Origin of the sequence: Micromonospora sp. C28ISP2-4 (assembly GCF_030519385.1) — a bacterium.
In the GTDB taxonomy this organism is placed as follows: Bacteria; Actinomycetota; Actinomycetes; order Mycobacteriales; family Micromonosporaceae; genus Micromonospora; species Micromonospora tulbaghiae.
Window position 1 is genome coordinate 21,762 of sequence record NZ_JAUMKG010000003.1, and the last position, 12,427, is coordinate 34,188.

A 12,427-nucleotide genomic window follows, 5' to 3' on the forward strand; every position below is an offset into this window, starting at 1 on the left:
CCGTTCGGGAACCGGGCGGCGGCTACCGGGCTCAGTCGCCACCACCTCGTCACCGTCACCGCACCCCCGCTCGGGCACGGGGGAGACCTTCCCCTGAGGACAGCCATGAAGAAACTGCTCTCCGTCGCGGGCGCCGCCCTGCTGACGGCCCTCGCCGCCGTCTTCGCCCTCGGGCAGCCGGCCCACGCCGCCACCGGGTTCTCCGTCCTCAACGGGCGGCTCTACGACGCCAACGGCGTCGAGTTCGTGATGCGCGGGGTCAACCACGCGCACACCTGGTACCCGCAGCAGACCAGCTCGTTCGCAAACATCAAGGCGCTAGGCGCGAACACCGTCCGGGTGGTGCTGGCCAGCGGCGACCGCTGGACGAAGAACAGCGCCGCCGACGTGGCCAACGTGATCTCGTTGTGCAAGGCCAACCGGCTGATCTGCGTGCTGGAGGTGCACGACACCACCGGGTACGGCGAGGAGGGCGCCGCCGCCACGCTCGCCGAGGCCACCGACTACTGGCTGAGCATCGCCGACGTGCTCAAGGGCCAGGAGAAGTACGTCATCGTCAACATCGGCAACGAGCCGTTCGGCAACCAGGGCTACAGCGCCTGGACCACCGACACCTCGAACGCGATCAAGCGGCTGCGCGCCGCCGGCCTGACGCACACGATCATGGTGGACGCGCCGAACTGGGGCCAGGACTGGTCGTTCACCATGCGCGACAACGCCGGCACCGTGTTCGCCGCCGACCCGCAGCGCAACACCGTCTTCTCCATCCACATGTACGGCGTGTTCGACACCGCCGCCGAGATCAGCGACTACCTGGGCCGGTTCCGGACCGCCGGGCTGCCGATCGTGGTCGGCGAGTTCGGCTTCAACCACTCCGACGGCAACCCGGACGAGGACGCCATCATGGCGTACAGCCAGGCCAACGGCATCGGCTACCTCGGCTGGTCGTGGAGCGGCAACGGCGGCGGCGTGGAGTACCTGGACATGACCACCGCGTTCAACCCGGCCCAGCTCACGAGCTGGGGTCAGCGGATCTTCAACGGCGCCAACGGTATCGCCGCCACCTCCCGTGAGGCGTCGGTGTACGCCGGCAGCACCCCGACCGCCAGCCCCACCGGCAGCCCGACCACCAGCCCGACGCCCACCAGCAGCCCCAGCCCGACCCCGCCGCCGACCACCACGCCCCCGCCGTCCGGTGGCTGCACCGCCACCTACACCGTCGGCAACTCCTGGCAGGGCGGATTCCAGGGCGAGGTCAAGGTGACCGCCGGAGCCGCGGCGATCACCGGCTGGACGGTGCGCTGGACGTACGCGAACGGCCAGTCCGTCACCCAGGCGTGGAACGCGAGCGTCAGCAACAGCGGGTCGGCGTACACCGCCCGCAACGTCGACTACAACGGCCGGCTGGGCGCGGGCGCGAGCACCAGCTTCGGCTTCATCGGCACCTGGCAGGGCACCAACCCCACCCCCACGGTGACCTGCACCGCGAGCTGACCCCCTAACCGGTGATCAAGGAGTTTGTGTCCCGTCCGGACGCCTGCGGTGACACAAACTCCTTGATCACCCGGGGTGGCGGCGGTCAGGCCGCGGTCGCCTCCAGCAGGAGGGCCTGTTCGGGGTGCAGGGCTGGCAGCTGCAAGCCGACCGAGCCCAGCACCGAACCGCTGACCGTGATGCCGTCGCCGGGCCAGGCCAGCCAGCCCGGTGGGTACAGCTCCAGCATCGCCGGCTCGGGCACCCCGGCCGGCGGGCGCACGAGATAGCGCCGCGCCGGGTCCAGCCCCGGCAGCCGGACCGCGCCCGGCACCTGCGCCGCGGACGTGGCGACCCGGCTGACCGCGTACACCGCATGCGAGCCGTCGTGGGCGATCACGCCGTGGGCCTGCACGGCCGGGTCCGGGTGGTCGACCCGGACCACCCGGCCGGTGTGCAGCAGCGGGCGCAGCCGCTTGTGCAGCGCCACCCAGGCGGCGAGTTCGGCCCGCTCGGTGGCGTCGATCGCGGTGATGTCCCACTCGATGCCGTGGTGGCCGAACAGCGCGGTGACCGCGCGGAAGCTCAGGTCGTGCACGCGGCGCGTGGTGTGCGAGCGCTCCGGACCGATGTGCGTGCCGATCAGTTCCGGCGGCAGCAGCAGGCCGGTCCAGCGCTGGATGGACAGCCGTTCCAGCGCGTCGTTGCAGTCGCTGGCCCAGACCCGGTCGGTGCGGCGCAGGATCTCCAGGTCGACCCGCGCGCCGCCGGAGGAGCAGCTCTCGATCTCCACGTCCGGGTGCCGGGCGCGCAGCTCGTCGAGCAGCCGGTACACCGCGAGCGTCTGCGCGTGCACCCCCGGCCGTCCGGCGTGCCCGGCCTCGGTGAGGTCGCGGTTGTGGTCCCACTTCAGGTACGCGATCCCGTCGTGCTCGCCCAGCACCGCGTCGAGCCGTTCGAGCAGGTACGCGTACGCGTCCGGGTGGGCCAGGTCGAGCACCTGCTGGTGCCGCCACGGCGGCGGCAGCCGGCCCGGCGCCTGGAGCACCCAGTCGGGGTGGGCGCGGAAAAGGTCGGAGTCGGGGTTGACCATCTCCGGTTCCACCCAGAGCCCGAACTGCATGCCGTGCCCGCGTACGTGGTCGATCAGCGGCTGCAACCCGTCCGGCCAGACCTCGCCGTCGACCCACCAGTCGCCGAGCCCGGCCTGGTCGTGCCGCCGGCCGCGGAACCAGCCGTCGTCGAGCACGAAGCGTTCCACCCCGACCTCGGCGGCCGCGTCGGCGAGGGCCCGCAGCCGGTCCAGGTCGTGGTCGAAGTAGACCGCCTCCCACACGTTCAGCGTCGCCGGCCGCGGCGTGCGCGGGTGCGACGGGCGCGCCCGCAGGTGTGTGTGCAGCGCGTCGCTGAGCCCGTCCAGCCCGTCGGCCGAGTGCGCCGCGTAGAGCAGGGGAGTGGCGTACTCCTCGCCCGGCCCCAGCACGATCTCGCCCGGTGTGAGCAGCTCACCGCCGCCGAGCGTGGCCTCACCGGTCGGGCGTCGCTCGGCGGCCGTGACGTGGTCGCCGCTCCACGCGGTGTGCACCGCCCACACCTCGCCGTGCCGGAAGCCGAACCCGGCCGTGCCCGCGACCAGCAGCAACGTGGCGTCGTGGCCGGTGCGGCCGTGGCGCCCCTCGCGTACCCACGCGCCCATCGGCCACGGGTGCCGCTGCGGCGCGCGCTCCCGGCACCACCGGCCGGTCAGGTCGAGCAGCTCGGTGGCGACCGCCGGCACCGGCAGCACCGGCGTCAGCTCCCGCACCTCGTACCGGCCGTCGCCGTCGTTGCGCAGCCGGTGCCGCAGCGTCAGCACGCCCGCCGCGTCCAGCGTGATCTCGACGGTCAGGCTCAGCCCCGCGCCCGGGTCCGCCGCCCGCACCGTCACCCGCCCGGAGGTAAGGAAGGGCCCCTTCTTAACGCCTGGTGCATGTGAAGGGTCCCCTCCTAACAGGTCGGGCGGCGGCGCCACGAGGTCGTCGTGCACGTCGAGGCCGGTCAGGCGGAACGCCGTGGACCAATCCCGGCCGTCGCGGTGACCGGCGAGACCGGGCCGGCCGCTCCACCCGGCGCTCGCCTCGGGCAGCAGCGACAGCACGGTGGGCGCGTCGAAGCTGCTCGGCACGACAGGTGGCACCGTGGCGTCGACGAGCGCGGGCAGGTCCCCGTCGGGCAGTGGGCCCAGGTCGGCACCCCAGTGCACGACCCGGGGCAGCCCCGGGCCGCGTGCGTCGAGCACCAGGCTGGTCCGCGCGCGGCGCAGGTGGACGATCGTCATCCCTTGGAGGCTCCCAGCGTCAGGCCCCGGACGAACTGCTTCTGGAGCAGGAAGAAGATCACCAGGGTGGGGATCGCGACCAGCACGGAACCGGCCGAGACCAGGTTGTTGTCGGTGAAGAACTCGCCGCGCAGGTTGTTCAGCGAACTGGTGACGGGGAACTTGTCGCCGGTCCGCATGAGCACAGTGGCCCAGAAGAACTCGTTGTAGATCCAGGTGACCTCGAGCGTCGCCAGCGCGGCGAGCGCCGGGCGGCACAGCGGCATCGTCACCTGCCAGTACTGCCGCCACACGTTCGCACCGTCCACCATCGCGGCCTCGTACAGCTCGTGCGGCAGTGCCTTCATGTAGTTGCTGAGCACGAACACGCAGAAGCCGCACTGGAACGCGACGTTGACCAGGATCAGCCCCCAGTAGCTGTCGTAGAGCAGCTCCGAGTCGCTCATCCAGGCCGGCAGCGGGATCTCGGTGAACATCCGGAACAGCGGGATGAGCAGCGCCTGCTGCGGCAGCAGGTTCGCGGCGGTGAACAGGCCGAGCAGCGCGATGTTGAGCTTCCAGCTGAACCGGGCGATCACGAACGCCACGCAGGAGGCGAGGAACAGCGTGAGCAGCACCGCGGGGACGGTGATGTAGGCCGAGTTGAGGAAGTGCTTGCCGAACTCGGCGGTACGCCAGGCGGTGACGTAGTTGTCGATCGTCCAGCCGCCGAGCGACACGTAGCCGTTGACGGCCGTGTACTCGTAGGAGCGGAACGAGGTGAGCACCGCCCAGAGGATGGGGAACAGCCAGCCCACTGCGACCGTACCCAGGAACAGGTGCAGGACGACCCGGGCGGGCCGCACGGGGCGGCGGCGGCCGGCGGAGACGGCGGTCATCGCTTGTCCTCCCGCATCACGGTCCAGAGGTAGATGGTGATGAAGACCAGCGACACCGCCAGCATGATCGTCGCCAGCGCGGAGCCGAACCCGATGCGGCTGGCCTCGCCCACCACGTTCTGGGTGACCAGCGCGGAGATCAGCTCCAGCCCGTTGCGGCCATTGTTGATGACCCAGACCAGGTCGAACGCGCGCAGCGACTCGATCACCGTCACCACCAGCACGATGATGTTGATCGGGCGCATCACCGGGAAGACGACCCGAAAGAACGTGCTGGTCTCCGAGGAGCCGTCCACCGCGGCGGCCTCGCGCAGCGACGGGTCGACGCCCTTGAGGCCGGCCAGGTAGAGCAGCATGATGTAGCCGACGTGCCGCCAGCCGGCCGCCACCAGCACGGCCCAGATGTTGACGTTCGGGTCGCCGTACCAGTCGGTCTCACCGCCGAACACGCCGTTGAGCAGGCCCTGGTCGCGGCTGTAGATGAGCTGCCAGATGAAGCCGATGAGCGCCAGCGACAGCACCACCGGCAGGTAGAGCGCTGTCTGGTAGAAGCGGCTGCCGCGCAGTTCCTTGTCGAGCAGCACGGCGAGGAACATGCCGATCGGGGTGGCGACCACGAACAGCGCGGCCAGCCAGAGCAGGTTGTTCTGCACGGCGGGGACGAACGGCGGGTAGATGTTCACCACGTCGTCGTAGTTCTTGAACCCTACCCACTCGATCTCGCCGATCGGGCCGATGCCGTCCCAGTTCGTGCCGGAGAGCAGCACCGTCGCCACCGCGGGCAGCCAGACCAGGCCGGTGACGAGCAGCAGGGGTACCAGCACCATCAGCGTGATCACCACGCGGTCGGTGCGGGACAGGAGCCGTAGCCGGCGACCGCGACCACCGTTCGTGGTGGTCGCGGCCGGCGGCGGCACGGCGCGATCCGCTTGGATCAGGGGCAGGTCGGACATGATGTCCTTCCCCCTTCCGCCGTCAGCTGGTGAAGATCGACTTCTTCTGGTTCTCGATGCTCGTGAGCAGCCCGCCGATGTCCTTCGGGTCCTTGATGAACTGCTGCAACGCCGGGATCATCACGGTGGAGGCGAAGTCCGGCCGGGTGTCCCGGTCGAGGAACTGGGCGATCTCGGTGGCGGAGCCGACCAGGTCGGCGGCCTTCTTCTGCAGCGCGCTGTAGGCGCCGGTGTCCGCGCCGCCGTTCGCGACCAGCGTGCTCGGGTCGTTCTTGACGGTGATGTCCGCCGCCTCCTTCGAGCCGAGGTACGTCAGCAACTTCTGCGCCGCGTCCTTGGACTTCGGCTTGCGGGCCATCATGTAGCCGTCGATCGGGGCGTCCAGCGCCTTCGCCCCGATCGTGGAGTCGACCTCGGGGAACGTGAAGAAGTCCAGGTCCTCCAGGTCGGCGCCGCTGAACTGCTGGCCGACGAACAGACCGAGCAGGTACATGCCGCTCTTCTTCTGCTGCAACGACTGGGCCGCCTCCTGCCAGGTGCGGCCGAGCGCGTCCGGCTGGTGCAGGGGGAGCAGCCCGGCCCAGGTGTCGAAGACCTTCTTCACCTTGTCGGAGGTCCACGCCTCCTTGCCGGCCATCAGGTCGATGTGGAACTGGTAGCCGTTGATCCGCAGGTTGAGGATGTCGAACGTGCCCATCGCCGGCCAGCCGTCCTTGTCGGCGAACGCGATCGGGACGAGGCCGTCCTTCTTCATCTGCGTGCCGAGCGTGTTCAGGTCGTCGAGCGTCTTGGGCACCTCGTAGCCGCGCTGCTGCCACACCGACTTGCGGTAGAAGACCGCCCACGGGTAGTACGACGCCGGCACGAAGTACTGCTTGCCGTCGTCGCCGGTGGACGCCTTCTTGAACGCGTCGGAGAAGCCGTCGAGCTTGCCCCACACGTCGCTGAGGTCACCGGCCAGGCCCTTGGCGGCGAAGAACCGCATCCGGTAGCCGGCGAACCAGGTGAACACGTCGTCCGGCTTGCCCTGCAGGTAGTTGTTGATGTTCTCCTGGAACGTGTTGTGGTCGACCGTGTTGATGTCGACGGTCACCCCGGAGGACGTCTTGAAGCCGTCCATCACCTTCGCGACGACGTCCTTGGGCTTCGGGTCCGACTGGTTGGACCCGAGCGAGACGCTCTTGGCGTCACCGGCCGATCCGGAGTCGGAGTCGCCGCAGCCGGCGAGCAGACCGGTGCCGAGCAGCGCCCCCGCGCCGGCCGCGCCGGCCAGCAGCGAGCGCCGGTTCAGACCGGCGACGGACGGGGGTACGAGACGGGCGAGGTATTCGGCTTGTGAGCGGGGACGGGACATGGATCCTCCTGCGTGGAAGAGGTGCGCTGCGCTCATGGACCGTGATCGTTGGCGGTGGGCGATGTTCGTGCCGGTCGCAGCGGATCCACCGAGAACCCACACGTCCGAACACCAACAGCCGGTGGCGCTTGAAGCTACCCCTTGGCTCGGTGCTGTCAAGAGGGCAAGAAGAAAGCGCCGCCGCCGGTGGCGCGGGGTGAATGGCCGGCGCACGCGGGGAACTCAGTCGATGTTGGAAAGTGTTGACTTGGGTACTGTTCGGGGGGAGCCTCTGCTGTCATGCGGAACTGGCACGGCGAGGGCATCTGGTACGGCGCCGACTACAACCCGGAGCAGTGGCCCGAGCAGACGTGGACCGAGGACGTCGAACTCATGCGCCGGGCCGGGGTCAACCTGGTCTCGGTCGGCATCTTCTCCTGGGCACTGCTGGAGCCCAGCCCCGGCCGGTACGTCTTCGACTGGCTCGACCGGGCGATCGACCTGCTGCACACCGGCGGCATCAGCGTCGACCTCGCCACCGCCACCGCCAGCCCGCCACCGTGGCTGGCGCACCGGCACCCGGAGACGCTGCCCCGCCGCGACGACGGCACTGTGCTCTGGCCCGGCGGCCGGCAGGCGTACTGCCCCAGCTCGCCGGTGTTCCGGGACCACTCGCTCGCCCTGGTCGAGGCCGTCGCCCGCCGGTACGCGCGCCACCCCGCCGTGGTGCTCTGGCACGTCTCCAACGAACTCGGCTGCCACAACGTGCACTGCTACTGCGACGTCAGCGCCGAGGCGTTCCGCGGCTGGCTGCGCGAGCGCTACGGCGACCTGGACTCGCTCAACGCGGCCTGGGGCACCGCGTTCTGGAGTCAGCGCTACCACGACTGGGCCGAGATCAACCCGCCGCGTACCGCGCCGACGTTCGCCAACCCGACCCAGCAACTGGACTTCCTGCGGTTCTCCTCCGACGAGCAGCGCGCCCAGCTGCGCGCCGAGCGGGAACTGCTGAACCGGCTCGTCCCGCAGCCGGTCACCACGAACTTCATGATCGGCACCGGCATCAAGTACCTGGACTACCACTCCTGGGCCGCCGACGTGGACGTGGTCGCCAACGACCACTACCTCACCGCCGCCGACCCGCAGCCGCAGGTCAACCTGGCACTCGCCGCCGACCACACCCGGGGCGTGGCCGGCGGCGCGCCGTGGCTGCTGATGGAGCACTCCACCAGCGCGGTCAACTGGCAGCCCCGCAACGTGGCGAAGACGCCCGGCCAGATGCGCCGCAACAGCCTCGCCCACGTCGCGCGCGGCGCCGACGGGGTGCTGTTCTTCCAGTGGCGGGCCTCCCGGGCCGGCGCGGAGAAGTTCCACTCCGCGCTGGTCCCGCACGCCGGCCCGGACACCAAGGTGTTCCGCGAGGTCTGCCGGCTCGGCGCCGACCTGCGCGCGCTCGCCGAGGTACGCGGCAGCCGGGTCGACGCCGACGTGGCGATCCTGTTCGACTACGAGGCGTGGTGGGGCGCCGAACTCGACTCCCACCCGAGTGTCGACGTCACGTACACCGACCGGTTGTTCGCGTTGCACGCCGCGCTCTGGCGGGCCGGGATCACCGCCGACGTGGTGCACCCCTCGGCCGACCTGTCCCGCTACCGGCTCGTCCTGGCGCCGACGCTCTACCTCGTCCGCGACGCCGACGCCGACGCGCTGCGCCGGTTCGTGGAGGCCGGCGGCACCGCTGTGGTCACCTACTTCAGCGGCATCGTCGACGAGCACGACCACATCCGGCTCGGCGGCTACCCCGGCGCGTTCCGCGACCTGCTCGGCGTACGCGTCGAGGAGTTCTTCCCGCTGCGGGCCGGCGAGACGGTACGCCTCGACGACGGCGCCCGCGCCGACGTGTGGACCGAGTGGCTGCACGCCGAGGGCGCCGAGGTGCTGGCCGCGTACACCGACGGGCCGCTGCCCGGCGTGCCGGCGCTGACCCGCAACACCCTCGGCGCGGGCGCCGCCTGGTACGTCGGCACCCGGCTCGACGACGACGCCACCGACCGGCTGGTGGCCCGGCTGCTCGACGAGACCGGCGTGCGCCCGCCGGTCGACGCGCCGCCCGGGGTGGAGGTGGTCCGGCGCCGCTCGGCGGACCGGAGCTGGTTGTTCGTGGTCAACCACACCACCGAGCCGGCCCGGCTGGCGGTCAGCGGCACCGAGTTGCTGGGTGGCGTCAGGTATGACGGCACCCTGGAGGTGCCGGCGGGTGAGGTGGCTGTGGTCCGCGAGGAGCCCGCGCCGGTGCCCGCTACCGCCTGACCGGCACCCTGCCGTTCGCGCCGAGGAGGTTCCCATGCTCGCCCAGCAACGGCAGAGCGCCATCCTGGAGCTGATCCGCCAGCGCGGCGGCGTCCGGGTCTCTCACCTGGTCAGCCGCTTCGGGGTGTCCGACATGACGATCCGTCGCGACCTGGAGGTGCTGGCCGACCGCGGCCTGATCGACAAGGTGCACGGCGGCGCCACGCTGGCCGGGCCCGGCTCCACCGAGGAACCCGGCTTCGCCGCCAAGTCGGTCCGCCAGCAGGCCGAGAAACGCGCCATCGTGGAACGGGCCGCCGGCCTGGTCGAGCCGGGGATGGCCGTCGCGCTCTCCGCCGGCACCACCACCGCCGCGCTGGCCGCCCGGCTGGCCGAGGTACGCGGGCTGACAGTGGTCACCAACTCGATCCCGGTGGCCGACGCGCTCTACCAGAACCCCCGCGCCGACCAGACAGTCGTACTGACCGGCGGCATCCGTACCCCGTCGGACGCGCTGACCGGCCCGGTCGCCGAGGCGGCCATCGCCGCTCTCAACGTCGACCTGCTCTTCCTCGGCGTGCACGGGATGAGCCCGCGCACCGGGTTCACCACGCCCAACCTGCTGGAGGCGGCGGTGAACCGGCGGCTGATCGGGTCCGCGCGCCGGCTCGTGGTGCTCGCCGACCACACCAAGTGGGAGACCATCGGCATCGCCACCATCGCGCCGCTGGAGGAGGCCGACGTGCTGATCACCGACGGCGGCCTGCCGCCGGAGGCCCGCCGGCAGCTCGGCGAGCAGGTGGGCGAGCTGGTGGTGGTCCCGGCGGACTGAGGCCACGGCGCGCCTCACAGACAGTTCTCAGCCCCGCCGTCTAGGGTGCCCTGACGAAGTGCCCGACGGTCCATGTCGGAGCGCAGCTGCACGGGAGTGACCGATGGTCTTCAAGAAGATGTTGAGCGCGTTCGGCGTGGGCGGTCCGAGCGTCGACACGGTGCTCAGCAACCCGAACACCCGGCCGGGCCTGGCCCTGGACGGGCACGTGAACCTGGTCGGCGGCGACGCACCGGCCCGCATCGAGCAGATCAACATCGGTCTCGTGACCCGGGTCGAGATCGAGAGCGGCGACCACGAGTTCGCGGGCGTGATGGAGTTCCACCGGATGCCGGTCAGCGGCGCCTTTGAGCTGGCCCCGAAGCAGCAGCTCTCCATCCCGTTCCAGATGCCGGTGCCGTGGGAGACCCCGATCACCGACGTGTACGGCCAGCGCCTGCACGGCATGACCATGGGCCTGCGTACCGAGCTGGCGGTGGCCCGCGCGGTCGACAAGTCCGACCTGGACCAGGTGTCGGTGCACCCGCTGCCGATCCACGAGCGGATCCTGGAGGCGTTCCAGGCGCTGGGCTTCCGGTTCAAGCACGCCGACCTGGAGCGGGGCCACATCTACGGGGTGCCGCAGACGCTGCCGTTCTACCAGGAGATCGAGTTCTTCGCCGCGCCGCAGTACGCGCAGACGGTCACCGAGGTCGAGCTGACGTTCGTGACCAGCCAGCAGGGCGTCGAGGTGATCCTGGAGTGCGACAAGCGCGGCGGCTTCCTCAGCGCCGGGCACGACGTCATCGGGCGGTACTCGGTCCCGCACAGCGACGCCGCCCGTACCGACTGGGTGCAGGTCGTCGACGGCTGGCTGCGGGAGACCACCGGTCGCTACGGCAGCCTGCGGGCCCAGGGCTTCGGCATGCCGCGCGGCGGCCACGGCTACCCGGGTCACCACGGCTACGCCGGCCACGGGCGGCGCGGCCCGGGCATGGGCGGCGTGGTGGCGGGCGCCGCGCTCGGTGTCGCCGGCGGCATGATCGCCGGTGAGATGCTCGAGGACGCGTTCGAGGGCGGCGACGACTTCGGGGACTTCGGCGAGGAGTGAGCGCACGCGACGACGCCCCCGGGACGGATCCCGGGGGCGTCGCCGTTCGCGTGGCGCGCGTCAGCGCTTGGCTCGACGCTCCTCGCCGGAGCGGCGCGCGCTGCCCGCCTTCGACAGACCACGGCTGACCAGGTACGCGCCCGTCAGCGCGGTCAGGTACCACCAGGCCTGGTTCGGGTTGTTGATGTTCAGGCCGTTGGCGGTGGTGCCCTTCCAGAACGCGGCGATCGCCACGAGCGCAACCGCTGCTGCGTACACCCAGAACTCGGTGGTCAGGAACGCCTGCTTCGTCTCCGTACCCGGAGACGGCTGCGGCTCCCGGTGACCGTTGTGCATCGCCGGCATCTGCTGGGTCGACGTGTCCTGCATGCTCGACCGGTTCTGGACGTCGGACATCGGCCGGTTGGCCGGCCTGGTGGATGCAGCCTGCGTGCTCATCTGTCCTCCTCAGGATTGATGAGTCGTTACCTGCACACCCTCGCCCCGCTACCGCAGGTCGGCCACGGCACGGTTCGCGCTCTGTGGCGGGGGCACCCTGGGTCTACCCCGGGCCGGAGACAAGGTAACCGCCGGTCACCGTCAAATGGTGGCCGCGCTGGGGAAACGGTCATCCGGGCACGGACCGTGCGCTTCGCCCCTGGTTCCGGTTTCAGCCACCCGGCCTCGGGCACGCACGACCGATGTCCCGAGAGAGCTGCGAGGTGGTTGACATGCGTGAGGACGACATGCGGCAGGACGCCGCCCGGCAGGCCGAGCAGCGGGTCGCCGGAGGCGTGTACGGCGAGGGTGCGCTGGACGAGGTCACTGTGCCGCAGACCGACGTGGAACGGATGCGGCAGGAACTCGACCCGGACGACCCGGCGGACGTGCCGGTCGACCCGACTGTGCTGCGCGACGGCGGACCGACCCGGGGGCAGGGCGCGGTGACCACGACAGGTGGCACCGCCGGTCCGGCCAGTGTCCGCCGGGTGGCCCGGCAGCCCGAGAAGCACCGGGGCAAGGTTGCGCCGACGACAACCGGTGACGCCACCACGGGTGGCCTGAGCACGCCGGCCGGCGGCTCCACCAGCGACAACTCGGCCACCGGCGCCCAGGTGGGCAACTTCACCAACAACCGCCCCAACCCAGGCTGACCGGGGCAGACCGAACGGCGGGGGCGGCCCTTCAGGGCCGCCCCCGCCGTCCCTGCTCGCCGATCTTGCACTTTCGGCCCCCAAAATGCCCGGTTGGCGCAGTTCGCACGAGCCGAAACTGCATGATCA

At 70.9% G+C, this 12,427-nt stretch carries 10 protein-coding genes; 5 read left to right on the forward strand and 5 right to left on the reverse strand.

Annotated elements, in window-relative coordinates; translation table 11 throughout:
- The first annotated feature begins 105 nt into the window (after positions 1 to 105).
- Positions 106 to 1,494, forward strand: a complete 1,389-nt coding sequence (locus Q3W68_RS13370) for a cellulase family glycosylhydrolase (protein ID WP_302905726.1) — start codon at positions 106 to 108, stop codon at positions 1,492 to 1,494.
- Between the two features lie 85 nt (positions 1,495 to 1,579).
- Here Q3W68_RS13370 and Q3W68_RS13375 read toward each other — a convergent pair whose 3' ends face one another.
- Genes Q3W68_RS13375 through Q3W68_RS13390 form a run of 4 tightly spaced genes read right to left on the reverse strand, consistent with a single transcriptional unit; the run spans position 1,580 to position 6,975 of the window.
- Complete coding sequence (locus tag Q3W68_RS13375) at positions 1,580 to 3,790, reverse strand: alpha-galactosidase (protein ID WP_302905727.1); 2,211 nt, start codon at positions 3,788 to 3,790, stop codon at positions 1,580 to 1,582.
- Entirely contained in the window at positions 3,787 to 4,668 is an 882-nt protein-coding gene (locus tag Q3W68_RS13380; protein WP_302905728.1) for a carbohydrate ABC transporter permease, read from the reverse strand. The genes Q3W68_RS13375 and Q3W68_RS13380 overlap by 4 nt, the downstream gene beginning before the upstream one ends.
- Entirely contained in the window at positions 4,665 to 5,621 is a 957-nt protein-coding gene (locus tag Q3W68_RS13385; protein ID WP_302905729.1) for a carbohydrate ABC transporter permease, read from the reverse strand. The genes Q3W68_RS13380 and Q3W68_RS13385 overlap by 4 nt, the downstream gene beginning before the upstream one ends.
- Positions 5,622 to 5,643: 22 nt before the next feature.
- Complete coding sequence (locus tag Q3W68_RS13390; protein ID WP_302905730.1) at positions 5,644 to 6,975, reverse strand: ABC transporter substrate-binding protein; 1,332 nt, start codon at positions 6,973 to 6,975, stop codon at positions 5,644 to 5,646.
- 279 nt (positions 6,976 to 7,254) lie between these two features.
- Between Q3W68_RS13390 and Q3W68_RS13395 the strand changes: the two genes are divergently transcribed.
- The 3 genes from Q3W68_RS13395 (at position 7,255) to Q3W68_RS13405 (ending at position 11,165) form a co-directional block, all read left to right on the forward strand.
- Positions 7,255 to 9,264, forward strand: coding sequence for a beta-galactosidase (locus tag Q3W68_RS13395; RefSeq protein ID WP_302905731.1), 2,010 nt, complete (start codon positions 7,255 to 7,257; stop codon positions 9,262 to 9,264).
- A 34-nt stretch (positions 9,265 to 9,298) separates the two neighbouring features.
- Positions 9,299 to 10,075 (forward strand): DeoR/GlpR family DNA-binding transcription regulator, encoded by a 777-nt coding sequence (locus Q3W68_RS13400; RefSeq protein WP_302905732.1) that lies wholly within the window; start codon positions 9,299 to 9,301, stop codon positions 10,073 to 10,075.
- Positions 10,076 to 10,178: 103 nt separating this feature from the next.
- Entirely contained in the window at positions 10,179 to 11,165 is a 987-nt protein-coding gene (locus tag Q3W68_RS13405) for a sporulation protein (protein ID WP_302905733.1), read from the forward strand.
- A 60-nt stretch (positions 11,166 to 11,225) separates the two neighbouring features.
- Here the strand turns inward: Q3W68_RS13405 and Q3W68_RS13410 are convergent, their stop codons facing one another.
- Positions 11,226 to 11,603, reverse strand: a complete 378-nt coding sequence (locus Q3W68_RS13410; RefSeq protein WP_302905734.1) for a hypothetical protein — start codon at positions 11,601 to 11,603, stop codon at positions 11,226 to 11,228.
- Between the two features lie 272 nt (positions 11,604 to 11,875).
- Here Q3W68_RS13410 and Q3W68_RS13415 point away from each other — a divergent pair, with 272 nt between their 5' ends.
- A complete protein-coding gene (locus tag Q3W68_RS13415; RefSeq protein WP_302905735.1) occupies positions 11,876 to 12,298 on the forward strand; it encodes a hypothetical protein in 423 nt (140 codons plus the stop codon).
- The last annotated feature ends 129 nt before the right edge of the window (positions 12,299 to 12,427 follow it).

Coding starts and splice junctions, on each gene's coding strand:
- Q3W68_RS13410 (WP_302905734.1), bottom strand. CDS start 11,603: ATGAGCACGCAGGCTGCATCCACCAGGCCGGCCAACCGGCCGATGTCC.
- Q3W68_RS13375 (WP_302905727.1), bottom strand. CDS start 3,790: ATGACGATCGTCCACCTGCGCCGCGCGCGGACCAGCCTGGTGCTCGAC.
- Q3W68_RS13405 (WP_302905733.1), top strand. CDS start 10,179: ATGGTCTTCAAGAAGATGTTGAGCGCGTTCGGCGTGGGCGGTCCGAGC.
- Q3W68_RS13390 (WP_302905730.1), bottom strand. CDS start 6,975: ATGTCCCGTCCCCGCTCACAAGCCGAATACCTCGCCCGTCTCGTACCC.
- Q3W68_RS13380 (WP_302905728.1), bottom strand. CDS start 4,668: ATGACCGCCGTCTCCGCCGGCCGCCGCCGCCCCGTGCGGCCCGCCCGG.
- Q3W68_RS13400 (WP_302905732.1), top strand. CDS start 9,299: ATGCTCGCCCAGCAACGGCAGAGCGCCATCCTGGAGCTGATCCGCCAG.
- Q3W68_RS13395 (WP_302905731.1), top strand. CDS start 7,255: ATGCGGAACTGGCACGGCGAGGGCATCTGGTACGGCGCCGACTACAAC.
- Q3W68_RS13385 (WP_302905729.1), bottom strand. CDS start 5,621: ATGTCCGACCTGCCCCTGATCCAAGCGGATCGCGCCGTGCCGCCGCCG.
- Q3W68_RS13370 (WP_302905726.1), top strand. CDS start 106: ATGAAGAAACTGCTCTCCGTCGCGGGCGCCGCCCTGCTGACGGCCCTC.
- Q3W68_RS13415 (WP_302905735.1), top strand. CDS start 11,876: ATGCGTGAGGACGACATGCGGCAGGACGCCGCCCGGCAGGCCGAGCAG.